Source organism: Micromonospora aridisoli (assembly GCF_056150025.1).
In genome coordinates this window covers 88,331-111,022 of sequence record NZ_JAXCFK010000012.1, presented here as the reverse complement: position 1 = coordinate 111,022, position 22,692 = coordinate 88,331, and the positions used below count along the sequence as shown (strand labels likewise).

Annotated in this window: 23 protein-coding genes, 1 pseudogene and 1 riboswitch; of the genes and pseudogenes, 15 read left to right on the top strand and 9 right to left on the bottom strand. The window is 72.1% G+C overall.

Going from position 1 to position 22,692, the window contains the following annotated elements; all coding sequences use genetic code 11:
* Nucleotides 1–54 precede the first annotated feature (54 nt).
* Together SM447_RS23575 and SM447_RS23570 are read right to left on the bottom strand one after the other, a co-directional pair.
* Nucleotides 55–378 (bottom strand): urease subunit beta, encoded by a 324-nt coding sequence (locus tag SM447_RS23575; RefSeq protein ID WP_474575027.1) that lies wholly within the window; start codon nucleotides 376–378, stop codon nucleotides 55–57.
* Nucleotides 375–677 carry an urease subunit gamma gene (locus SM447_RS23570; protein ID WP_474575026.1) on the bottom strand — a complete coding sequence of 101 codons (303 nt, stop codon included), beginning with the start codon at nucleotides 675–677 and terminating at the stop codon, nucleotides 375–377. The genes SM447_RS23575 and SM447_RS23570 overlap by 4 nt, the downstream gene beginning before the upstream one ends.
* A gap of 389 nt (nucleotides 678–1,066) precedes the next feature.
* Nucleotides 1,067–1,179: riboswitch (SAM riboswitch) on the top strand.
* Nucleotides 1,180–1,461: 282 nt separating this feature from the next.
* Between SM447_RS23570 and SM447_RS23565 the strand changes: the two genes are divergently transcribed.
* The 3 genes from SM447_RS23565 to SM447_RS23555 are packed head-to-tail and all read left to right on the top strand — an operon-like array spanning nucleotide 1,462 to nucleotide 3,871.
* The gene (locus SM447_RS23565) at nucleotides 1,462–2,325 is read left to right on the top strand and encodes an ABC transporter substrate-binding protein (RefSeq protein ID WP_474575025.1); all 864 of its coding nucleotides are present in this window, start codon (nucleotides 1,462–1,464) and stop codon (nucleotides 2,323–2,325) included.
* Between the two features lie 35 nt (nucleotides 2,326–2,360).
* Nucleotides 2,361–3,143: an amino acid ABC transporter permease gene (locus SM447_RS23560; protein WP_474575024.1), complete on the top strand. Its 783-nt coding sequence runs from the start codon at nucleotides 2,361–2,363 to the stop codon at nucleotides 3,141–3,143.
* Nucleotides 3,140–3,871 (top strand): amino acid ABC transporter ATP-binding protein, encoded by a 732-nt coding sequence (locus SM447_RS23555; RefSeq protein WP_474575023.1) that lies wholly within the window; start codon nucleotides 3,140–3,142, stop codon nucleotides 3,869–3,871. Before SM447_RS23560 ends, SM447_RS23555 begins: the two co-directional genes overlap by 4 nt.
* A gap of 12 nt (nucleotides 3,872–3,883) precedes the next feature.
* Here SM447_RS23555 and SM447_RS23550 read toward each other — a convergent pair whose 3' ends face one another.
* The 3 genes from SM447_RS23550 to SM447_RS23540 form a co-directional block, all read right to left on the bottom strand.
* Entirely contained in the window at nucleotides 3,884–4,819 is a 936-nt protein-coding gene (locus tag SM447_RS23550) for a DUF559 domain-containing protein (RefSeq protein ID WP_474575022.1), read from the bottom strand.
* Nucleotides 4,820–4,998: 179 nt separating this feature from the next.
* The gene (locus SM447_RS23545; protein ID WP_474575021.1) at nucleotides 4,999–6,624 is read right to left on the bottom strand and encodes an ABC transporter permease; all 1,626 of its coding nucleotides are present in this window, start codon (nucleotides 6,622–6,624) and stop codon (nucleotides 4,999–5,001) included.
* On the bottom strand, nucleotides 6,621–7,541 hold the full coding sequence (locus SM447_RS23540; RefSeq protein WP_474575020.1) for an ABC transporter ATP-binding protein: 921 nt from the start codon (nucleotides 7,539–7,541) through the stop codon (nucleotides 6,621–6,623). The genes SM447_RS23545 and SM447_RS23540 overlap by 4 nt, the downstream gene beginning before the upstream one ends.
* 106 nt (nucleotides 7,542–7,647) lie before the next feature.
* Here SM447_RS23540 and SM447_RS23535 point away from each other — a divergent pair.
* A pseudogene (locus tag SM447_RS23535) lies at nucleotides 7,648–7,804 on the top strand (helix-turn-helix domain-containing protein); the annotation flags it as partial.
* A gap of 122 nt (nucleotides 7,805–7,926) precedes the next feature.
* Nucleotides 7,927–8,481 carry a helix-turn-helix domain-containing protein gene (locus SM447_RS23530; protein WP_474575151.1) on the top strand — a complete coding sequence of 185 codons (555 nt, stop codon included), beginning with the start codon at nucleotides 7,927–7,929 and terminating at the stop codon, nucleotides 8,479–8,481.
* A gap of 66 nt (nucleotides 8,482–8,547) precedes the next feature.
* Here the strand turns inward: SM447_RS23530 and SM447_RS23525 are convergent, their stop codons facing one another.
* The 3 genes from SM447_RS23525 to SM447_RS23515 all read right to left on the bottom strand — a co-directional run bounded on the left by SM447_RS23525 (nucleotide 8,548) and on the right by SM447_RS23515 (nucleotide 12,548).
* Nucleotides 8,548–9,876 (bottom strand): metallophosphoesterase, encoded by a 1,329-nt coding sequence (locus SM447_RS23525; RefSeq protein WP_474575019.1) that lies wholly within the window; start codon nucleotides 9,874–9,876, stop codon nucleotides 8,548–8,550.
* A 142-nt stretch (nucleotides 9,877–10,018) separates the two neighbouring features.
* Nucleotides 10,019–11,536, bottom strand: coding sequence for a glycerol kinase GlpK (glpK, locus tag SM447_RS23520; protein WP_474575018.1), 1,518 nt, complete (start codon nucleotides 11,534–11,536; stop codon nucleotides 10,019–10,021).
* A gap of 115 nt (nucleotides 11,537–11,651) precedes the next feature.
* Nucleotides 11,652–12,548, bottom strand: coding sequence for an AurF N-oxygenase family protein (locus SM447_RS23515; protein ID WP_474575017.1), 897 nt, complete (start codon nucleotides 12,546–12,548; stop codon nucleotides 11,652–11,654).
* A 67-nt stretch (nucleotides 12,549–12,615) separates the two neighbouring features.
* On the opposite strand from SM447_RS23515, the gene SM447_RS23510 reads away from it, so the two are divergent.
* The 6 genes from SM447_RS23510 to SM447_RS23485 all read left to right on the top strand — a co-directional run bounded on the left by SM447_RS23510 (nucleotide 12,616) and on the right by SM447_RS23485 (nucleotide 17,388).
* Entirely contained in the window at nucleotides 12,616–13,329 is a 714-nt protein-coding gene (locus SM447_RS23510; RefSeq protein ID WP_474575016.1) for a TetR family transcriptional regulator, read from the top strand.
* A complete protein-coding gene (locus tag SM447_RS23505) occupies nucleotides 13,326–13,616 on the top strand; it encodes a DUF4873 domain-containing protein (RefSeq protein ID WP_474575015.1) in 291 nt (96 codons plus the stop codon). The genes SM447_RS23510 and SM447_RS23505 overlap by 4 nt, the downstream gene beginning before the upstream one ends.
* Nucleotides 13,616–15,100: a flavin-containing monooxygenase gene (locus SM447_RS23500; RefSeq protein WP_474575014.1), complete on the top strand. Its 1,485-nt coding sequence runs from the start codon at nucleotides 13,616–13,618 to the stop codon at nucleotides 15,098–15,100. The genes SM447_RS23505 and SM447_RS23500 overlap by 1 nt, the downstream gene beginning before the upstream one ends.
* Complete coding sequence (locus SM447_RS23495; protein WP_474575013.1) at nucleotides 15,090–15,968, top strand: SDR family oxidoreductase; 879 nt, start codon at nucleotides 15,090–15,092, stop codon at nucleotides 15,966–15,968. The genes SM447_RS23500 and SM447_RS23495 overlap by 11 nt, the downstream gene beginning before the upstream one ends.
* Nucleotides 15,965–16,777 carry an alpha/beta fold hydrolase gene (locus SM447_RS23490; protein WP_474575012.1) on the top strand — a complete coding sequence of 271 codons (813 nt, stop codon included), beginning with the start codon at nucleotides 15,965–15,967 and terminating at the stop codon, nucleotides 16,775–16,777. The genes SM447_RS23495 and SM447_RS23490 overlap by 4 nt, the downstream gene beginning before the upstream one ends.
* Before the next feature lie 86 nt (nucleotides 16,778–16,863).
* On the top strand, nucleotides 16,864–17,388 hold the full coding sequence (locus tag SM447_RS23485; RefSeq protein WP_474575011.1) for an ATP-binding protein: 525 nt from the start codon (nucleotides 16,864–16,866) through the stop codon (nucleotides 17,386–17,388).
* A 79-nt stretch (nucleotides 17,389–17,467) separates the two neighbouring features.
* Here the strand turns inward: SM447_RS23485 and SM447_RS23480 are convergent, their stop codons facing one another.
* Nucleotides 17,468–17,788, bottom strand: coding sequence for a TraR/DksA family transcriptional regulator (locus tag SM447_RS23480; RefSeq protein ID WP_474575010.1), 321 nt, complete (start codon nucleotides 17,786–17,788; stop codon nucleotides 17,468–17,470).
* Nucleotides 17,789–18,128: 340 nt separating this feature from the next.
* Between SM447_RS23480 and SM447_RS23475 the strand changes: the two genes are divergently transcribed.
* From SM447_RS23475 to SM447_RS23460, 4 genes are all read left to right on the top strand, one after another.
* Nucleotides 18,129–19,514 (top strand): flavin monoamine oxidase family protein, encoded by a 1,386-nt coding sequence (locus SM447_RS23475; RefSeq protein ID WP_474575009.1) that lies wholly within the window; start codon nucleotides 18,129–18,131, stop codon nucleotides 19,512–19,514.
* A gap of 96 nt (nucleotides 19,515–19,610) precedes the next feature.
* Nucleotides 19,611–20,054 (top strand): SCP2 sterol-binding domain-containing protein, encoded by a 444-nt coding sequence (locus SM447_RS23470; RefSeq protein ID WP_474575008.1) that lies wholly within the window; start codon nucleotides 19,611–19,613, stop codon nucleotides 20,052–20,054.
* Complete coding sequence (locus SM447_RS23465) at nucleotides 20,051–22,096, top strand: amylo-alpha-1,6-glucosidase (RefSeq protein WP_474575007.1); 2,046 nt, start codon at nucleotides 20,051–20,053, stop codon at nucleotides 22,094–22,096. The genes SM447_RS23470 and SM447_RS23465 overlap by 4 nt, the downstream gene beginning before the upstream one ends.
* Nucleotides 22,097–22,142: 46 nt before the next feature.
* Nucleotides 22,143–22,655, top strand: a complete 513-nt coding sequence (locus SM447_RS23460) for an NUDIX domain-containing protein (RefSeq protein ID WP_474575006.1) — start codon at nucleotides 22,143–22,145, stop codon at nucleotides 22,653–22,655.
* Nucleotides 22,656–22,692 lie beyond the last annotated feature (37 nt).

The window sequence follows — 22,692 nt, the reverse complement described above, 5'->3', positions numbered from 1 at the left end:
CACTTCGTCGCGGGCCGCCCTGCGGCACCCCGCTGGACGTGATGATCCGCTCGCTCATACCTGCCGTCCCCCGTCCAGCGCACCGGCGCATTCGCCCCGCAGGCCCGGCACGATCCGCGCGCCGCCGAGCGGCACCAGGTCGACGCGGCGGCTCACGCCCGGCTCGAAACGCACCGAGGTGCCGGCCGGTACCGCGAGCCGCTGCCCCCAGGCGGCGTCCCGGTCGAAGTCCAGCGCCGGGTTGGCCTCGGCGAAGTGGTAGTGCGAGCCGACCTGCACCGGCCGGTCACCGGTGTTGACCACCAGCAGCGTGGTCACCGGGCGACCGGCATTGATCTCCACCGCGCCGTCGGCCGGCAGGATCTCTCCCGGGATCACGGGATCGGGTGGTGCACCGTCACCAACTTGGTGCCGTCCGGGAACGTCGCCTCCACCTGCACCTCCCTCAACAGCTCGGGGATGCCGTCCTGCACGTCGTCACGGCTGAGCACGGTGCGTCCGGCAGCCATCAGGTCGACGACGGACTTCCCGTCACGCGCCCCTTCGAGCAGAAAAGCGGTGATCACCGCGACGGCTTCCGGATAGTTCAGACGCAGGCCGCGGTCGCGGCGGCGTCGGGCGACGTCGGCCGCCACGTGGACGAGCAGGCGGTCCTGCTCGTGGGGGGTGAGATACACGGGTGCTCCCGGTGGATGTCCGCGCCCCGTCCACCGCCGGCCCGGCGCCTCGACGCGCCGCCGCACGGCTCGGGGTTCGCCCGCCGGCCCGCCCGTCACGCGCGTCGGACCTGGGAGTTCCACCCTCCCGGCCCACGTGACGGAGCACCGGCGGTGTCTTCGGATGCGGACCGCACCGCCCACCGCTGAGCAGACCGTATGGGATCACGCCGTTCGCAGGCAACACCCGCGACGGGGGTACGCACCCAACCCCGCCCGTGTCGATCATGAGGTTAGCGGCAGTTGAAGAGATCAGACCTGCCGCCAGCCTCATGATCGACTTTGCCCGGCGTGAGGGTGGTCATAACGGGTGGACGGTGGGCGGTCACCGGCTGATAGCGTCGGCGGCAGGTCATGAGCGCCAGCGCAAAGCCCCGGCTCGCTGGCCGGCAACCCTCGTCCGCGCAGGGGTGCCCCGGGTGAGGACCGGGCGCCGGAGCGATCTCCGGTGCAAGCGTGGCCTGGGTTCCCAGGTCATCACGACCTTGAGGAGAACCATGTCGTACCGCAGTCGACCCGCTCCCGCCGTGGCCCGTCCGGGCCTGACCCGGCGTCGCCACGTCGACATGATGCGGGTCTGCAGCGCCGCGTGTAGCTGACCGCGTCGCCGCCGGTCACCGACGCCTGACGGTTCGGCTGACCACCCCTTCACCGCTCTGTCACTGATCCATCCCAGCGGTCCGCCCTGCGGCGGACCGTCGGCGCGGCACGTCCGTGCCCGCCGCAGCTCAACCAGGAGACACCTGTGCGATTCCTTCCCGCCCTGACCCGGGCCGCCGCCATCGGCGTCGCCGCCGTCCTCGGCACCGCCTCCCTCACCGCCTGCGGCTCCGACTCCGCCGGCAGTGCCGCCGACAACCCGTACGGTCTGTTGCAGCCGGGCGTGCTGCGGGCCGGCACGCTCACCGACGCCCCGCCGAACGTCTACCTCAAGGACGGCAAGTTCACCGGCTTCGACAACGACCTGCTGGTCGCCGCCGCCGACAAGCTCGGCCTGAAGGTCGAGTTCGTCGGCACCGACTTCTCCGCCCTGCTCGCCCAGGTCGGCAACCGCAAGTTCGACGTCGGCAGCTCCTCGATCACCATCACCGAGGCGCGGAAGAAGACCGTGGACTTCGGCAACGGCTACGACTTCGGCTACTTCGGTCTCGACGTGCCCGCCGGGTCGCCGCTGACCGCCTTCGACCAGCTGCCCGGCAAGCGGGTCGTGGTGGTGCAGGGCACCGTCCAGGACGACTACGCCACCGGCCGGGGCCTGGACCCGGTGCGGGTGCCCGACTACAACGGCGCGATCAACCAGCTCAAGGCCGGTACCGCGGACGCGTGGATCGCGCCCGCCGAGATCGGCGAGAAGACCGCCGCGGACAGCGGCGGCAAGATCACGGTGGCGGCGAAGGAACTCAGCCCGGCCCCCACCGCGTACGCCTTCGCCAAGGGCAACGACGCGCTGCGCGAGGCGCTGAACCGGGCGCTCGACGAGGTCATCGCCGACGGCACCTGGACCCGCCTGCAGGAGCAGTACTACCCGGGCCGGCCGATCCCGGCCGACTTCACCCCGGGCAGCGGCGAGGTGACCGCACCGTCGGCGTCCCCGTCGGCGGCTTCCTGAGGTAGGACGACGAGCGAGCAGGGCGGAGGTTGACCGTGGATCCGTTGCGCACCCTGTGGGAGACGTTCTTCGACTGGGAGTCGATGCGCGAGGCGCTACCCGAGATGCTCACCGTCGGGTTGCCGAACACGCTGATCCTGGCGGTTACCGCCGCCCTGCTCGGCTCCGCGCTGGGCATCGTGCTGGCCGTGGCGGGCATCTCGCGTACCCGCTGGTTGCGCTGGCCGGCGCGGGTCTGGACCGACGTGTTCCGGGGCCTGCCGGCCGCGGCGACGATCCTGCTGATCGGGGTCGGCCTGGCCCCGCTGGGCATGCAGGTGTGGGGACCCAACCCGTACCCGCTCGGGATCCTGGCGCTGTCGCTGATCGCGTCGGCGTACCTCGGGGAGATCTTCCGCTCCGGCATTCAGTCGGTGGAGGCCACCCAGTTGGAGGCGGCCCGCGCGTTGGGGTTCTCCTGGCGCGAGGCGATGCGGAGGGTGATCATCCCGCAGGGCATCCGGCGGATCCTGCCGGCATGGGTGAATCAGCTCATCGCCCTGATCAAGGACTCCAGCCTGGTCTACTTCCTCGGGCTGCTGGCCAGCCAGCGCGAGCTGTTCCGGATCGGGCAGGACTACGCGGCCAACACCGGCAACCAGTCGGCGCTGCTGCTGGCCGGGCTGTTCTACCTCGCGCTGACGGTGCCGCTGACGCACGTCGTCAACTGGATCGACCGACGGCTGCGGCACGGCCGGCCGGCGACCGGGCCGGCCGGCGACGACCCCGACGACCTGGACCTGGCGCTGCCCGGCGCCGCCGGAGGCAACCAACGATGAGTACCTCGGTCAGCCTGAGCCTGCGCGACGTACACCTGGCCTTCGGCCGACACCAGGTGCTGCGCGGAGTGGACCTGGACGTCGCGCGCGGCGGCACAGCCTGCGTGATCGGCCCGTCCGGGTCGGGCAAGTCCACCCTGCTGCGGACCGTGAACCGGCTCCTCGAACCGGACCGTGGTGACGTGCTGCTGGACGGGCGCAGCGTGCTGCGCGACGATCCCGACGCCCTGCGGCAGCGCATCGGCATGGTGTTCCAGCAGTTCAACCTCTTCCCGCACATGAGCGTGCTGCGCAACATCACCCTGCCGCTGCGCCGGATCCGTAAGCTCGGCGAGGACGAGGCGGTGGCGCAGGCCCGGGCCGAACTCGACCGGGTCGGCCTGGCCACCAAGGCCGACGCCCGGCCCGCGCACCTGTCCGGCGGGCAGCAGCAGCGGGTCGCCATCGCCCGGGCGTTGGCCATGCAGCCGCAGGTGATGCTCTTCGACGAGGCCACCTCCGCGCTGGACCCGGAGCTGGTCAAGGGGGTGCTGGCGCTGATGGCGGAGCTGGCCGCCCAGGGCATGACCATGGTGGTCGTCACCCACGAGATGGGCTTCGCCCGCCAGGTCGCCGACACCGTCGCGTTCATGGACGCCGGAGTGGTGCTGGAGGCCGGCGAACCGGCCGCGGTCTTCGAGTCGCCGCAACACCCCCGCCTGCGCCGCTTCCTGTCCCAGGTGCTGTGAAGCTCTCGTCACTCAGGAGCGACGGCCGGCGAGGATCGCGAGGGTTTCCCGACGCACCTCGTCGGGCTCCCGCACGAGGCGTCGCTGGCTGAACCTGACCACCAGGATGCCGACCGTGGCGAGCAACGCGTCGCGCCGCAGGTCGATCTCGCGCTGGCGGGGATCGCCGTGCGAGGTGGCACCGTCCAGCTCGATGTTGACCCGCTCCTGCTCGGCGAACAGGTCCAGGTAGACGGTCCGCTTTCCCACCCGGACCCGCACTTGGCGGCTCAGCACCGGCATGCCCGGACCGGTGAAGACTCGATCATGGCCCCAAATCTCCAGCGGGCTGCGGCAACCGGCGTCGATCCGGTCGATGACTGCGGACAGCGCCGCCCGCCCGGTCAGCTTCGGAGCGAGCGCGGCGCGAAGCCGGTACGCCGTGGTCATCCGGTCATTGACCGCCCGAACAACCGGCCCGATGCGATCCTCCTCGGGCAACAACGGCCATGAACGCACTAGGGCCTCCTCCAGCCGGACGACCGGCACGCCGCGTCGGACCAGGACCTGCGGTGGTTCCGCCGCGAACGCCGTGCGATGCCGCACCACCAGGCTCGCCCGGCTACGCAGCCCGGTACCGGCCGGCACGTCGAGGTACACGGGCTCACCGGCCGGTTGCCGACGAAGACCGTGCACGTCCAGCGCGGTCAGCGCGCTCAACGCCGCCCGACCGTCGGCGTACGCGAGCACCGCCCGCCGGGCGACCTCGGGCGTCAGCCTGGCGAGCGGGCTGGCCGATTCCGGACCGGCGAGCAACGAAGCGTCGACGTAGACCGCCGGCAGCACGCGACGCAACCACCCAGCACGGTACGCGCGACGTAACGCCCAGGGCGGCACCACCTCAAGTGCGCGGGCTCGGGTCACCACACCACCACCGGCCTCGACGAGCGATCGGAGCACGTTGTCCACGGCGACCGAGCCTGCCCCGAAGCGCCCCCGACCCGCTGCCCCCTGTGGACACCGCGCGCCACTGTGCACAACTCCCCGTGCCGGGACCGTATGTGTTATAGGCCCCTTGATCGTCTGCAATCGAGTGACCGGAGCAGCGGCGTGTCGGGTCACTCGATGACAGACGATCAAGGTCCGGCTCAGGTGGGGGTGTCGCGGTGGCGGAAGGTGGTTAGGCCGAGGGCGAGCAGGGCGGCGGCTACGGCGGTGAGGAGCACCAGGGGCAGGACGGTGACGTCGGTGGCGGGTACGGACGGCACGTGGGTGTACGGGGAGAGGTTCAGCGCCGCCTGCGGCAGGTCCAACGCGGCGCCCAACTGGCCGAGCAGCAGGAACACGATCAGGGTCGCCCAGCTCAACGCCACCGACCAGCGCGGCAGCGCCCCGAACAGGGCGGTCACCACTCCGGCGACGACCAGCAGGGCCGGCAGGCGCAGCAGCGCGGCACCGGTCAGCTCGACGGTCCAACCGACCGGGTCACCGGCGGCCAGCCCGTACCCGAGGCCGGTGGTGGCGCCGGCCAGCAGCATCAGCGCCAGCGCGCCGAGCACCGCGCCGGCCACCTGCGTGCCCAACCATCGGTAGCGGCTGACGGCGGTGGCGAGCAGCGGTTCGAGGATGCCGTCCGACTCGTCGCCGCGGATGCGCAGCAGGGCCTGTACGACGTACGCCCCGATGGTCAGCGCGAACAGCCCGAGCATCGCCGCCAGGAAGGCGTCGACCAGTTCGTCCCCGCCACCTAGTTGGGCGATCGCCTCGGCGGCGGCGGGGTTCTCGGCGATCATGGCGTCGACCTCGTTGCCGGCCAGTCCCATGGCGAGGCCGAGCACCGCCACCGCGACCGCCCAGCCGGTCAACGCGCCGCGGTGCAGCCGCCAGGTCAGTCCGGCCGGGCTGAGCAGGCCGGTGGCGGCCCGGGCCGGGCCCCGGCGCGCGGCGAGCAGGCCGGCGCCGAGGTCACGCCGTTCGGCCAGCGCGTACGCCACGACGACGCCGACGATCAGCAGGGCCACCGGCAGCCCGAGCACCCACCACCGCTCGTCGCCGAAGGCGCGGACCTGGGTGCCCCAGCCCAGCGGCGACAACCAGGTCGGCCAGGCGCTGTCCAGTTGCACCCCGTCGGCGGCGCGTTCACCGAGCACGTCACCGGCGGCCCGCAGCAGGAACGCCACCCCGACCGTGGCGGCGGCGAGCGCGTTGGCGCCCCGGGAGGTCACCGACAGCTGGGCGGTGACGGCGGCCACGGCGGTGAAGGCGAGGCCGACCCCGGCGATCGCCGCGGCACCGGCCACCGAACCGGCGGCCGGCAGTCCGGCACCGATGAAGGCGAGCGCGAGCAGCGCTCCGGCCAGCACGTTGGCACCGACCACGACCACCAGCGCGGCGGTGAGCAGCGCGTACCGGCCGACCGCGGCGGCACCGAGCAGTTCGGCGCGTCCGGTCTCCTCGTTCTGCCGGGTGTGCCGGACCACGGCGAAGGTGCTGAGCAGCGCGGCGAGCACGGCCAGGGTGAGGTACGTCTCGGTCACCACCACGGCACCGAGGTCGGTGCTGGCGACCGGCCCGTTGAAGGCGCGGGCGACGACACTGCCGTTGGCCACCTCGGCGTAACCGAGGCGGTTCTGCTCCTCGGGGTAGATGCTGGCCACGCTCTCGGCGAGGGCGTAGCCCATCAGCGGGGTGCCGAGCGTCCAGATGGCCAGCCGGACCCGGTCGCGACGAACGGCGAGCCGGGCGAGCCGGGCGGTGCCGGTGAAGCCGCTCATCGGTCGCCTCCGGCCGCCGCCTGCCGGTCACCGTCGGTGGCGTCGCCGTAGTGCCGCAGGAACAGTTCCTCCAGCGTGGGCGGCGTGCTGGTCAGCGCGCGGACCTCGAAGCGGACCAGGTGGGCCAGGAGCGTGTCGAGGTGCTCGGGCTCGACCTCCAGCCGGACCCGGCCGTCGACGGGACGGACCTCGTGCACGCCCGGCAACTCCGTCAGGCCGGTCACCGGACGTGCGGTCTCGGCGGTGACGGTGGTGCGGGCCAGGTGCCGCAGCTCGGACAGGGTGCCGGACTCGACGATGCGCCCCTCCCGGATGATGCTGACCCGGTCGCAGAGCGCCTCGACCTCGGCCAGTACGTGGCTGGAGAGCAGCACGCTCGCGCCGCCCTCGGTGAGGTGGCGGACCTCCTCCTGGAACACCGCCTCCATCAGCGGGTCCAGTCCGGACGTCGGCTCGTCCAGAACGTACAGCTCGACGTCGGAGGCGAACGCGGCGACGATGGCGACCTTCTGCCGGTTGCCCTTGGAGTAGGTGCGGCACTTCTTGGTCGGGTCCAGGTCGAAACGCCGCAGCAACTCGTCGCGGCGACGCGTGTCCAGCCCGCCGCGCAGCGCGCCGAACAGGTCGATGGCCTCGCCGCCGGAGAGGTTCGGCCAGAGGTTCACGTCGCCCGGCACGTACGCCAGCCGCCGGTGCAGCGCGACCGCGTCGCGCCACGGATCGCCGTCGAGGACACGCACCTGCCCCGAGTCGCGGCGCAGCAGGCCGAGCAGGACCCGGATGGTGGTGGACTTGCCCGAGCCGTTGGGTCCGAGAAATCCGTGCACCTCCCCCGGTTCCACCCTCAGGTCGACCCCGTCGAGCGCGCGTACGCCGCCGAAGGTCTTGACGAGGTTCTCGATGGAGATCACGGACATGGGCGCCTCCCGCCGTACCGGTGTCTGCGGTCCACTCTACTGACCGATGGTAAGGCCCTGGCGCGGGCCGCCCGGTGCACCGGTCAGGAGCCACTACGCTGGGGCCATGACCTGGGAGGAGACCGACGGCACCCGCAGCCGGATCCTGCGCACCGCGTTGGACCTCTTCTCCGAGCAGGGCTACCAACGCACCTCGCTGCGGCAGATCGCCGAGCGGCTCCGGCTGACCAAGGCCGCGATCCTCTACCACTTCCCCAGCAAGGCGCACCTGCTCACCGCGCTGGCCGAGCCCCTGCTGCGCGACCTGGAGGCGCTGCTGGACGACGCCGGGGCGCTGCCCCCACGGCAGGCGAGGTGGACGCTGCTGGAGGGCTGGGTGGACACGATGCTCGCCCACCGCGACCCGCTCGGCATGCTCTTCCACGACCTCGCGCTGGTCGAGCGGGGCAGCACCTACCACCGGCTGATGCGGATCGCGATGCGGGCCAACGAGATCGTCGCCGGCCCGGACGCCGGCCGGCGGGAGCGGGTCCGGGCGGTCCAGGCGATCGCCATGTGCAGCGATCCGGTGGTGTTCCTGGCCGACGTGCCCGCGTCGGTGCTGCGGGTCGACATGCTCGACGGCGCCCACCGGCTGCTGGACGAGGCACCACCCGGCGAGGACGAGATGCGACCCGGCGAGGACGAGACGACGGCGGCCGGCGACGAGCAGGTGCCCGGCACGGGCGACGACGCCCTCGGCCCGGCGCCCGGCCGGGTGGGCCGGCGGCGGCCGGGACGGCCCCGGTCGATGAGCCCGGAACAGGTGCGGGACGCCCGACGGATGCACCTGGCGGGCACGCACTCGGCCGAGGAGATCGCCGCCGAGTTCGGTGTCTCCCGGGCCACCGTGTACCGCCACCTCGAAACCACCGACGATAATGAGACGGTTCTCAGATAGTTTTGAGACCGACCGCTCCCCAGCCGTTGGTGGTCCGCCGCGGGTGCCACGGACCACCAATGGCGTTCACCGCACCAGGCCGATCCCCGTGTACGTGCGGTCGTGCTCGGGGAACTCCTCGTCGGTGTGCGGCGCGTAGATCCAGGTACGCAGCGAGTTCGTCGCCGTGTCGATCTCGACCAACCGCACCGGGTTGGTACGGCGGGAGTGGAACGTCTGGAGGAAGGAGTGGACCCGGTTGCCGTGCACACCGGTGTCGACCCGCGACGCCGCCGTGCCGGTGTGGCCGGAGAAGACGAACCGGACGTTCGGGTAGCGGGCCACGAGGTTGTCGAAGAGGTACTGCGGACTGGTGGAGCCGTAGCCGGCGGACCGGCCGATCGTGGCGTCGCTCTCCAGGTAGTGGTGGGTGACGATCACGACGTTGTGCCGGGGATGGGCGGCCAGGACCGCCTGCGCCCAGGCGACGGCCGCCCGGCGCGGCCACAGTTCCAGCGTCAGCACCAGCCACCGCACCCCACCGGCGGTGTAGGTGGCGTAGGCGTTGTCCACCTTGCCGGCCTCGAACTGGCCGCGTACCGCGCCGAACCGGGCGGCGGTGAAGTACCGGTTGAACACCGTGGTGTCGCGTACCAACTGCCCGGCGGGGCTGCGCAGTTCCCCGTCGGGGCCGGCGGCCTGGGTGTCGTGGTTGCCGACGGCGAGGGTGTACGGCATGCCGGCCGTCTCCAGCGGACGCAACGCGGCACGCGCGCGTTCGTACTGCACGTGGTCGGGGGTGTCGTAGTTGACCACATCGCCGGAGTGCGTGACGAAGCGCAGGTCGAGGGCGCCGCGCTGGGCGACCAGCCAGTCGACGCGCTGGCGCAGCCGGGTGTCGGTGGCGGTGAGCACCTCCTCCTGGGTGTCCGGGACCACGGCGAAGGTGAACCTCGTGTCCACCGCCGTAGGCGGTGGTTGCGTCCGGACGTACGCCAGGTGGGCGTTGCGGTCACACACCCCCGTGTACCGGTCGTTGACCAGCTCGATGCGGACGTCGTGCCGGCCCTCGGGCAACGACGCACCGACCGGATAGCCGCCGTAGTCGGTGGCGCTGGTCACGGTGACCTCACCGATCGGAGCGCCGCCCACGCTCACCCGGAGGACGGGCCAGCCGTCACAGTGGTCACCGATCGCACCCACGACCAGCTGGCCGGCACCCTGCACCGGGATGGTCGCGTAGCTGGCGTTGTGCCACAGCGTGGCGTGGGTGCCCGACGGCGGTACCGGCGTACCGGTCGCCGGTTGGATGGAACCGTTGACCACGGTGAACGGTGACGCCGTCTGCGCCGCGCCGGCCAGCGTACCGGCCGACAGTACGACCACGACCGCCACGATCGCGCGGGTGATCCGCATGGATGCCCCTCCCTGTCCACACCTCCGGCGGCTGCCGGACATCGGGATGCTAAGGCAGACGGACCGGACATCCCGGATTCGCGACATGGACACGCAGTGACGTAATTTTCACGAGAAGTGGTCACATGGCCCGTCGATCGCGTCAGTCGACGTCGACCCAGTCGAGCGTGCGCTGAACCGCCTTCCGCCAGCCGGCGTAGCCGGCCGCACGCTGCTCCGGCGACCAGGACGGCTGCCAACGGCGGCTCTCGTTCCAGTTCTCCCGTAGCTCGTCGGTGTCCCGCCAGAATCCGACGGCCAGCCCGGCCGCGTACGCCGCGCCGAGCGCGGTGGTCTCGGCCACCACCGGCCGGCTGACCGGCACGCCGAGGACGTCGGCCTGCAGTTGCATGCACAGGTCGTTGACGGTGACACCGCCGTCGACCTTGAGACATTCCAACGGTACGCCCGAGTCCTGCGCCATGGCCTCGGCCACGTCCCGGCTCTGGTAGCAGATGGCCTCCAGGGTGGCCCGGGCGATGTGCGCGTCGGTGTTGTAGCGGGAGAGGCCGACGATCGCCCCTCGCGCGTCGGAGCGCCAGTACGGGGCGAACAGCCCGGAGAAGGCCGGTACGAAGTAGACCCCGCCGTTGTCGTCGACCTGACGGGCGAGATCCTCGCTCTGGGCGGCGCTGCTGATGATCTTCAACTGGTCGCGGAGCCACTGCACGGCCGAGCCGGTGACGGCGATGGAGCCCTCGAGGGCGTAGACCGGCGGCTGCCCGGCGAACTGGTAGCACACGGTGGTGAGCAGCCCGGCCTCGGAACGGACGATGTCGGTACCGGTGTTGAGCAGCATGAAGTTGCCCGTACCGTAGGTGTTCTTCGCCTCGCCCGGCGCGAAGCAGACCTGACCGACGGTGGCCGCCTGCTGGTCGCCGAGGTCACCGGTGATCGGTACCGGGCCGGCGAAGGGGCCGTTCGGCAGGGTGCTGCCGTAGGCCCGCGGGTCGGACGACGGGACGATCCGCGGCAGCATGGCGCGCGGTATGTCGAAGAAGGACAGCAGTTCGTCGTCCCAGTCCAGGGTCTCCAGATTCATCAGCATGGTCCGGCTGGCGTTGGTGGGGTCGGTGACGTGCGCGCCGCCGTCGGTGCCGCCGGTCAGGTGCCACAGCAACCAGGTATCGGTGTTTCCGAAGATCGCCTCGCCACGCTCGGCGGCCGCCCGCACGCCGTCCACGTTCTCCAGAATCCACTGGATCTTGCCGCCGGAGAAGTACGTCGCCGGTGGCAGGCCGGCCTTACGCCGGATGACCTCGCCGCGCCCGTCGCGCTCCAGCGCCGAGGCGATGCGGTCGGTCCGGGTGTCCTGCCAGACGATGGCGTTGTAGTACGGCCGGCCGGTGCGCCGGTTCCACACCACCGTCGTCTCCCGCTGGTTGGTGATGCCGAGGGCCGCCAGGTCGGTCGCGGCGAGGCTGTGCGTGTTCAGCGCCGTACGCACGACCGTCTGGGTCCGTTCCCAGATCTCCAGTGGATTGTGCTCGACCCAGCCGGCCCGCGGCAGGATCTGCTGGTGTTCGAGCTGGTGGCGGCCGACCTCGTTGCCACCGTGGTCGAAGATCATGAAGCGGGTGCTGGTGGTGCCCTGGTCCACGGCGCCGACGAAGTCAGCCATGCGGTTCTCCTTGTCGTGGTCCTCGCTGCGGTGCGGCCTCGGGTAGATCCTTCCCGATCTCCGCGCCGCGTACCACGACGCTCGAACGCCCAGGCCCCGCCGGGGCGGGCCACGCCTAGACCAGGCCGGAGCGGGTCCAGAGCGCACGGCCCGGTCCGGCGACCAGACCGAGGTCGGACAGGTGGGCGTGCACCCGCCGGGCGGACCAACGCAGCGTCTCCCGCCAGCGCGGGTTGGCCCGGGCGGTGTCCCGCCCGACGCGCGGGTCGATCCCGACGGCGGCGTACGCGCCCGGGTGGACCAGCCGGTTGGCGATGGTGTACGCGGCCCGGCCGATGACCAGGCGGGCGGATGCCCGGGCGAGCGGGCCGGCGGCGGCGACCTGCCGGGCCAGTTCCTCCCGCGCGAAGCGGACGTGCCGGGCCTCCTCCACCACGTGGACGCGACAGACCATGCGGATCAGCGGCTGCAACGATTCGTCGGCCATGATCTCGCGCTGGAAGGAGTCCAGGACCTCCTCGGCGATGAGGATGGCGGCGTACATCTGCGGGCCGGTGGCAGTGGCCTTGAGGAACCGGCCGAGAAGCTGGTCGGCCGGGCGGGCCGGGTAGACCGGACAGCCCGTCGCCTCGATGAGCCGGCCGAACATGATGGAGTGTCGGCACTCGTCGGCGACCTCGGTGAGCGCGTACTGGGCGTGCCGGCTGGTCGGATCCGCGTCGTAGTAGTGCCGGATCAGCATCTGCATGAGGATCGTCTCGAACCAGAGGCCGGCGCTGGCCGCACTGGCCACCTCGTGCTTGGTCAGCTCGACGCGCTGCTCCTCCGTCAGCGCGTCCCAGAGCGCGGTGCCGTAGAGGCTGCTGCGGCGCGGCGGCAGCCAGTAGGCGTCCGGCCGGTGCGGCGCCTGCCAGTCGATGTCCACCGTGGGGTCGTAGCTGGTCCGCACCGAGGCGTTCAGCAGCCGCTCGGCGACCACCTCGCGGGACGTTCCTTTCGACGTCGACTCCATGGCCCTCTCCCTCCCGGACCCGACTACAGGATTGACGTAACTTCGAGTAACTGTTACGAGTAGTAGCATGCAATCGCCATCCACCGATGTCAACGGAACGGATTCGGCGGACGGTGCCACGCCAGCGCGGACCGGGCGCCGGGACCGCTGGGCCGGTCACCGCGAGCAGCGCCGCGCCGCGCTGATCGCCGCGGCGGTGCGGGCGTTGCTGCGGTACGGCCCGGACGTCGACATGGACCAGGTGGCCGCCACCGCCGGGGTCAGCAAGCCGGTGCTGTACCGCTACTTCGCGGACAAGTCGCAGCTGTGGCTGGCCGTCGGCGAACACGTGGCGGCCCGGGTCGTCGAGGCCGTCGCCCCGGCCGTCGAGCGGGTACGCGAGGAACGGGACCTGGTCGAGGCGACCATCGACGCGTACCTCGGCGTCATCGAGTCGCAGCCCCAGCTCTACCGGTTCCTCGTGCACCAGTCCGGCGTACCGGGCATCCAGCAGCTGGTCGCCGGGGCCGGCCGACAGGTGGCCGCCGGGCTGGCCCGGGTGATCGGCGACCGGCTGCGGTCGTTGGGCCTCGACGCCGGGCCGGCGGAACCCTGGGCGTACGGGTTGGTCGGTTTCGTGCAGGCCGTCGGCGACTGGTGGACCGTGCACGGCCAGCCGATCAGTCGGGCCGCCCTCACCGAGTATCTGACCACGCTGCTGTGGAGCGGCATCGAGGGCGTACGGCGCAGCGCCGACCTGCCCCGCGAGCTGACCCGCGCCCACGAACGGATCGAGCCGTGAGCTACCACGGGCCCGCCCGCGTCGGCGACACCCCGGTGACGGTGCACCTCAGCGGCCGGTGGGAGCCGGTCGACGGCCGCTACCACTGGGCCGGCCGGATCGAGCCGGAACCGCAGGTCGCCTCGCTGCTGCGGGCCGGCCACAGGGACGTGCGGATCCGGGTCGCCGACCGGTGCGTGCCGGCCCGCCTGACCGAACTCGACCCGTGGGGCGGCGTACGGATCACCGGCGTCGGTGGCCCACCCTGGCCGCCCGAGAGCGAACCGACGAACGGACCGGAGGACTGATGGACGTCGAGATCGCCATCATCGGAGCCGGCTTCGGCGGACTGGGCGCCGCCGCCCAGTTGCAGCGGGCCGGCTTCACCGACTTCCTCGTCTTCGACCGCGGTGACGAGGTCGGGGGCACCTGGCGGGACAACACCTACCCCGGTTGCGCCTGTGACGTGCCGTCGCACCTGTACTCGTTCTCGTTCGCGCCGAACCCGCACTGGTCGCACACCTACTCGGGGCAGCCGGAGATCCAGGACTACCTGCGCGACTGCGCCGACCGCTTCGGCGTACGCCCGAAGCTGCGGTTGCGGCACGAGCTGCACCGGGCCGACTGGGACGCCCGACGCGGACGCTGGCTGCTGGACACCTCCGGCGGGGCCTACACGGCACGGGTGCTGATCTGCGCCACCGGGCCGCTCAGCGAGCCCGCCGTGCCGGACCTCCCCGGCCTCGACACCTTCGACGGCACCGTCTTCCACTCGGCCCGGTGGCGGCACGACCACGACCTCACCGACCGCCGGGTGGCGGTGATCGGCACCGGCGCATCGGCGGTCCAGTTCGTACCCCGCATCCAGCCGGCGGTGCGGCAGCTGACGCTGTTCCAGCGCACCCCGGCCTGGGTCATGCCCCACCCGTCGCGTCGCATCACCCGGCTGGAGCAGGCCGCGTACCGTCGCCTGCCGGGCCTGCAACGCGCCGCGCGCGCCGGGATCTACCTGGCCCGCGACGCGATGGCCGTCGGCTTCCTGCACCCGACGGTCAACCGCGTCGCCGCCCGGCTGTCGCTGCGGATGCTGCGTCGTCAGGTCGCCGATCCCCACCTACGGGCCACCCTCACCCCGCACTACGCCATGGGCTGCAAGCGGGTGCTCGTCTCCGACGCCTACTGGCCGGCCCTGACCCGGGAGAACGTCGAGGTCGTCAGCGCCGGCATCAGCCGGGTCACCGCCGACGGGCTGGTCACCGCCGACGGCACGCACCGGCCGGCCGACACCATCATCCTCGGCACCGGCTTCCGGGTCACCGACCCACCCGTGGTCGCCCGCATCCACGGCCGGGACGGACACCGCCTCGCCGACGCCTGGGCCACCGGCATGCGGGCCTACCGGGGCACCACCGTGACCGGCTTCCCCAACCTGTTCTTCCTGCTCGGACCGAACACCGGACTCGGGCACACCTCCGTGGTGCTGATGATCGAGGCGCAGCTGCGCCTGGTCGTCGGCGCGCTGCGCCATCTGCGGGCCACCGGCACGGCCGCGGTCGAACCCACCGCCGAGGCGCAGCGGCGGTGGACCGACTGGGTCGATCGGCGGATGCGCGGTACCGTCTGGCAGACCGGCTGTGCCAGCTGGTACCTCGACGGGAACGGGCGCAACACCACCATCTGGCCGGGGTACGTGACCGGATACCGGTGGCGGCTGCGCCGCTTCCGTCCCGCCGACCACCACGCCGTCGCCGTCGGCGGCGACCGGGATCTGGAGCGCACCGATGCGATATGACCTTCGTGGCCGAACCGTCCTCATCACCGGCGCGGCACGCGGCATCGGCGCCGAGTTGGCGCGGGCCGTCACGGCCCGCGGTGCCCGGGTCGCGCTGGTCGGCCTGGAACCGCTCCTGCTGCGCCAGGTCGCCGCCGAGGTGGACGGGCACTGGTACGAGAGCGACGTCACCGACCAGACGGGGCTCGACGATGCGGTCGCCTCCACCGTGGAGCGCTTCGGTGGAATCGACGTGGTGGTCGCCAACGCCGGCATCGCCAACCTCGGCACCGTGTCGTCCGGTCCGGTGGACGCGCTGGCACGCACCATCGAGGTGAACCTGACCGGCGTGGTCCGTACGGTCAGCGCGGCGCTGCCGCACGTGCTCGCCGCCCGGGGGCACGTGTTGCTCGTCTCGTCGGCGGCGGCCTTCGCCGCCATGCCCGGGATGGCCGCGTACTGCGCGTCGAAGGCGGGTGTCGAACAGTTCGGCAACGTGCTGCGGCTGGAGAACCGCCGCCGTGGACTGACCGTGGGCACCGCACACCCGATCTGGATCGACACCGATCTGGTGCGCGACATCCGCGACGACCTCGCGTCGTTCCGGGCCGCGCAGCGCCGGCTGCCCTGGCCGCTGAACACCGTGGTCAGCGTCGAGCGGTGTGCCGAGGCGCTGCTGCGCGGCATCGAACACCGGCGGCGCAAGGTGTACGTGCCACGGTCCATCGCGCTGGTCCAGGCGCTGCGCCCGCTGGTGCTCAGCGGCTTCGCCGACCGGCTCGTCGACCGGTTCGGCGGCCCGGAACTGGCCGAGCAGATGGAGGCGGAGGTACGCGGACTCGGGCGGTCCTTCGGTCGGACCTCGGTGGAGGGAGGCGGCGGCTCGTGACCATCCACTTCCGTCGGGCAGGTACGGGCGAGCCACTGCTGCTCGTGCACGGCATCGGGCACCGGCACCAGGCGTGGGAGCCGGTGTTCGACCGGCTCGCCGGGTACCACGACGTGATCGCCATCGACCTGCCGGGCTTCGGCGCCTCGCCGGTGCCGCCAGGGGGCGTACCCACCAGCATGGCCGCCACCGTCGCGGGCATACTGCCGGCGCTGAAGGACTGGGGGATGCGCCGACCGCATGTCGCGGGCTACAGCCTCGGCGGGGCGATCAGCCTGGAACTCGCGGCGGCCGGAGTGGCCGCCTCCGCCACCGCGCTCTCCCCCGCCGGATTCTTCACCGAGGCCGAGCGCCGCCGGGCTCTGCGCATCCTCACCTGGCTACGCCTGAACACCTACCTGCCCACGCCGGTGATCCGGGCCGCCATGCGCTCGCCGCGGCTGCGCGCCCTGTGTCTCGGGCCGCTGGTGGCCCGCCCCTCGGCGCTGGACGCCGACCGGGCCCTGGCCGACGCTCTCGCTCTACGCCGTTGCGCGGGGTTCGGGGTCGTCGCCCGTGCCGCCCGGGGTTACCACGTCGACTGCGCCACGCTGGGCACCTGCGACGTACCCATCACGATCGGCTGGGGCGATCGGGACCGCATCTTCGGCGTCCACCAGGCCGAGCGCGCCCGTGCCACCCTCCCGGGTGCCCGGGTGGAGACCCTGCGCGGCTGCGGGCACGTGCCGATGAGCGACGACCCCGACGCGGTGGCCACCCTGATCCTGCAGACCACCGGGGCGTTGCCCCGCTCCGAGTCGTCCACCTGAGGCCGAAGCGGCCGCCGGAACGACGCCCGGGATGGTTGCCCCTCGGCAAAGGTCGCGGATATCGCTGGACGACGTACCCTGCCTGCATGAACAACCTCGGCCCGCCGGACGCCCGGGATTCCCGCGACCCGTCCCCCGGCGGCGACGGCGAGGGGACCTCGCTGCTGTCCGAGTCGTTCACCGCCCAGACCGTGACGGCGCTGCGGCACCTGCTCGCCGCTCAGGTGGCCGCCGCGGGTCTGACCGGCGACGTGGCCGAGGATCTCGTCCTGGCCGTGCACGAACTGGTCACCAACGCCGTACTGCACGGCGGGGGTCAGGGTCGGCTCGACCTGTTCCGCCGGGCCGACCTGCTCATCTGCGAGGTCACCGACCACGGCCAGCCGCACGGTGGGGACCTGGCGGTGAACCTGCCCGCGACGAACACCCCGGGTGGGCGGGGGCTCTGGCTCGCCCATCACCTGACCGGGGCGTTGACGCTGACCCGCCGGCCGGACGGCATGACCGCCACCGTCACCGCCAGCCTGCTCACCGATGCGCCCGGGCCCCCCGAGCCGCCGAGATCTCCCGAACCGCCCGGCATGGCCACGGACCGGTCGCCGCAGCCGTGAGGCCGGCGACCGGTCCGTCCGGTCAGGGACCCGCTTCAGCGGCGCGTACGCACCGCTTCCGACCTTTCGGCTCGTCGGTTCAGCGGTTCTGCTTCTGCTGACACGGCACGCAGAACCGGGCGTGCGGCAGGATCTCCAGGCGTTCCCGGGGGATCTCCGTCCCGCAGCTCTCGCAGCTGCCGTAGCCGCCGGCGGTGAGCCGCCGCAGCGCCCCGGAGATCTGTTCCAGGCTCAGCCGGGTGGCGGCGATCAGCGCGGCGTTGGTGTGCGCCTCCGCCGGATCGCCGGTGTCGGCCGTCAACTCGGTCAGCCGGGCAGTCTGGGTCGCGAACTCGTGGTTCAGCGTCGCCTCGAGTTCGGTGAGCCACTGCTGGTCGTAGGTGCCGGTCCGGTCACTCATGTCGGTTCCTCTCCGAAAAAGAAAAAGGGCCGAAGCTGTGCGCTTCGCCCTCGGCCGTCCCTTTGTCTGTGGACGGTCTCCGGAGGGCTCCGGCCGGCGGGACGCGGCTGGCCGTGACCGGCCCGCGCCGGGATCCGACGCGACAGGGTCACCGCGGCACGGTGCGCGCGCAGCACAGCCGGCGTCGCCGCCGGGGCGGCGGCGACGCGGTTGAGCAGCGCGGCGGGTTGCATCGAAACACCATAGGCGGCGCCGGGCCGGAAACCAATGCCGATCTCCGTGGCACGGGCAACCCGCCACGACGGGGCGTCGACCGGGTCCGTGGCGGGTAGACCGCGGCATGACCGACGACGTCCTCGTGGTCGGGGCCGGGTTCTCCGGCCTCGCCGCCGCCCTCAGCCTCGCCCGGGCCGGCGTCCGGGTACGGGTGCTGGAGGCCCGTGACCGGGTCGGTGGGCGGGCGTTGACGCGGTGGCTCGACGACGGCACACAGCTCGATCTCGGCGCGCAGTGGATCGGCCCCGGCCAGGACCGCGTCCACGCCCTGGTGCGCAGGTACGCGCTGGAGACGTTCCCGTCCGCGGCGGTCGGCGCGCCGGTGGTGATGTGGGACGGCGTCCGGCGGGACGCAGCGCCGGAGATCACCGAGCGCGTCGTCGATCTGCTGGACGGGTACGCCGAGCGGCTGGATCCGGCCGCGCCGTGGGCGGCGCCCGAGGCGGCCCGGTGGGACGCCACGACCTTCGGCGACTGGTTGGCGGTCGTCGCACCGGACCCGGTGACGGCCCGCTACATCGACCGGTTGCTCGCCGGCGGCCTGCTGGCCACCTCCGCGAACCAGGTGTCGGTGCTCCAGATGGCGAGCTATCTGTGCAGCGGCGGCGGGGCCGGATCGCTACTGGGCATGGCCGGCGGCGCCCAGCAGGACCGGATCGTGGGCGGGCCGGCGGCGCTGGCCGACGCGATGGCCGCCGGGCTGGGCCGGGGTGTGGTGCGGCTGTCCACGCCGGTGGTCACGATCGAACAGCACGGCGGTTCGGTGATGGTCGGCGCCGAGGCCGAGCGCTTCGAGGCCGCCGCCGTGGTGGTCGCGGTGCCGCCCACGCTCGCCGGCCGGATCCGGTACGCCCCGGCGCTGCCGGCGCTGCGCGACGGGTTGACCCAGCGGATGCCGATGGGCTCCGCGCTCAAGGTGCACGCGATCTACCCGGAGCCGTTCTGGCGGGCCGACGGCTGGTCCGGGGTGGCGACCTGCTCCGACGGCCCGATCGCGGAGACCGTCGACAACGGGACCCCGACCTCGTCTCGCGGAGTGCTGACCATGTTCTGCTACGGGACGGCGGCCAACACACTGCGGACGATGGCGCCGGCGGCCCGCGCGGAGGCGCTGCTCGACGCGTTGGCCGCGATCGCCGGCCCGGTCGCCCGGCGGGCCGAGGAGGTCATCGAGTACGACTGGTCGGCCGACCCGTGGACCCGGGGCTGCTTCGGCGGGGCGCTCACCCCGGGATGCTGGCGGGAGTACGGGCCGTCGCTGCGCTCCCCGGTGGGACGCATCCACTGGGCGGGCACGGAGACCGCGACCCGCTGGACCGGCTATCTCGACGGGGCGATCGAGGCCGGCGAGCGCGCCGCCGCCGAGGTGCTGTCACGGACGCCGACCCTCGCTCGAAAGGGGTCTACCAGCACAGACCGTCACCGGAGCGGATCAAAGCCGCTAAGGTGACGATGGCGGAGGGGTTCGATCGGCACTCCGCTGCCGGCTCGGGCCACCCCGGCGCCAGTCCACGCCGGCCGGGCACGGCCCGGAGGAGGTGCTGGGATGTCGGAGGCCGTACGCGACTTCTTCGACGGTCTCGCCAAGGGTGGGGGGCGGATGCTGCGCCAGGTCTCCGGCACCGTCCGCTTCGACCTCAGGTATCCGGACCGGGTCGACCACTGGCTGGTAAGCATCGACCAGGGTCGGATCGCGGTGTCACCGGGCGGCGCACGGGCCGCCGACACCGTGATCTACACCGACGAGGAGCTGTTCCTGCGGATGGCCCACGGCCTGGTCAAGCCTCTGCCGGCGTGGCTGCGCAACGACTTCACCGCCGACGGCGAGTTCCGTTTCGTGATCATCCTCGAACGGTTGTTCGCGCCGCCGCCGGATGCCCACCACCCCCGGGACGTGGCCGCGCGCCGGCATCCCCGGGCGCTGGCCGAGCACCGCCGACCCTCGCCGGTTGAGGCGGAGCGCCCCGGCGGTGACGGGGAGCCGCGGTGAGGAAGCTGGTCCGCATCCTCGACGGCAACATCTTCGCGCTGAGCGAGGACAACGGCGACATGGCGTTCAGCCCCACCAACCCGGCCGGCTTCTTCGCCTTCGACACCCGATTCCTGTCCACCTGGCAGCTCAGCCTCGACGGGGAGCGGTTGCACGCGTTGGCCGTGCACGAACCGAGCTACTACGAGATCCGGTTCTACCTCGTCCCCGGCCATCCCACCCACTACGTCGACGCGAAGGTCTCGGTGATCCGGGACCGGTGGATCTCCGACAGCGCCTTCACCGAACGCCTGACCGTGCTCAACCACACCGGCGATCCCGTCGACTACGTGCTGCGCATCGACGTCGACAGCGACTTCGCCCCGGTCTACAGCGTGGTCTGGCCGCACGGGTCGGCGTTGCGCGGCTACCGGGAGGTGTCGGCGAACGGTCTGCGACTGGGTTACCGGCGGGACAAGTTCCACCGGGTCGCCGATGTGTCCACCAGCGAGCCGGCCGAATTCGACGAGCACGGCCTGACCTTCCGGATCCGGGTCGACCGGCAGGGCAGGTGGAGCACGACGTTACGGGTGAAGGGGCGGGTGCTGCGTCCGGACGGGGAGGACATCCGGGAACGGCTGCGGCATCCGCAGGGCAAGCTCGGCACGCCGTTGCGGCACGACCTGAGCCAGTGGCTCGCCGACGCACCGCGTCTGTACTGCGACTGGGAGGCACTGTGCAAGACCTACGAGCGCGGCCTGGTCGACCTCGCCGGCCTGCGCTTCTCCCCGCTGGCGCTGCCCCACGAGACCATGCTCGCCGCCGGGCTGCCCTGGTCGGCCACCATCATCGGCCGCGACAACCTCCTCACCTGCTACCAGACGCTGCCGTTCGTCCCCCGGATGGCGGCGACCACGCTGCGCCTGCTCGCCCTGGACCAGGGCACGGTGCTCGACGACTTCCGGGACGAGGAGCCCGGCAAGATGCTCAACGAGTTCCGGTACGGGGAGATGGCCGCCTTCGAACATCGACCCCAGTCGCCGTACTACGGTGGCGCGGACGTGACGCCGCTGTTCATCGTGCTGCTCGACGAGTACGAGCGCTGGACCGGCGACGCCACGCTGGTGCGGGACCTGGAGGACGCCGCCCGCGCGGCGTTGCACTGGATCGACGAGTACGGCGACCTGCGCGGCGACGGCTACCTCTGGTACCAACCGCGCAACGACGAGAGCGGGGCGCAGAACCACTGCTGGAAGGACTCCCCGGCGGCGATCTGCTACCGGGACGGCCGGTTGCCCGGACTGCCCCGCGCCACCTGCGAACTGCAGGGCTACGTGTACGACGCCAAACTGCGCGGGGCGCGGCTGGCCCGCGAGTTCTGGGGCGATCCCGCGTACGCCGACCGTCTGGAGCGGCAGGCCGAGGAGCTCAAGCGACGGTTCAACCGGGACTTCTGGATCGACGGCGTTGAGTACTTCGCGCTGGCGCTCGGCCCCGACGGCGACCAGGTGGATGCGCTGGCGTCGAACATGGGTCACCTGTTGTGGAGTGGCATCGTGGATTCCTCCCGGGCCGCCTCGGTCGTCGGACACCTGCTCGGGCCACGACTCTTCTCCGGCTGGGGGGTGCGCACGCTGGCCACCGGGCAGACCAGCTACAACCCGCTCGGTTACCACGTCGGAACGGTGTGGCCGTTCGACAATTCCCTGATCGCCTCCGGGCTGCGCCGATACGGCTTCATCAAGGAGGCCGGGATCATCGCCGAGGCCGTCGTCGAGGCGTCTCAGCATTTCGCCGGGCGGATGCCGGAAGCCTTCGCCGGCTACGACCGCGAGCTGACCCGCTATCCGGTGCCGTATCCGGCGGCGAACAGCCCACAGGCGTCGGCGACCGGTGCGACGTTCCTGCTGCTGCGAACCCTGCTCGGTCTGGAGCCGTTTGGTGAGCACCTGGTGGTGCAGCCGGCGATCCCGCCGCGTTTCGGCCGGATCGAACTGCTCAACATTCCGGGGCGCTGGGGTCGCAAGGACGCGATCGGCAACGCCCGCACCGCCGTGCCCTGACCGGCACCGGCGATGCCCGATCGCCGGCCGGGTAACGTGCTGCGGCATGACCGGCGTGGCTCACTCGCACTGTTCGTATTGCGGCGCGGCCTATCCGCCGCAGGCCGGCTGGCCCCGGCTCTGCGTGACCTGTGGTCAGCAGGTCTGGCGCAACCCGCTCCCGGTGGCGGTGGCCCTGCAACCGGTGCGGACCGCCACCGGCCTCGGCGTGGTCGTCGTCCGGCGGGACATCGAACCGGCGCGCGGGCTGCTCGCCCTGCCCGGCGGCTTCATCGAGTACGGCGAGCAGTGGCAGGACGCGCTGGTCCGCGAGCTACGTGAGGAGACCGGCCTGCTCGCCGAGGCGGCCGGCGCCACCCTGGTCGCGGTGCACAGCGCGGCGGCCGGTGGCACCATGTTGATCTTCGGAGAGTTGCCTTCCCGTCCGGCCGAGGAACTGCCGCCGTCGGCGCCGACCGAAGAGGCCACCGAGTGGCTGGTGCTGACGGAGCCGACCGAGCTCGCCTTCTCCACCCACACTCAGGTGCTGGCCGACTTCTTCGCCCGCCGGCCTGCCTGAACCGACGGCCTGCCTGAGCCGATGGCCTGCCTGAACC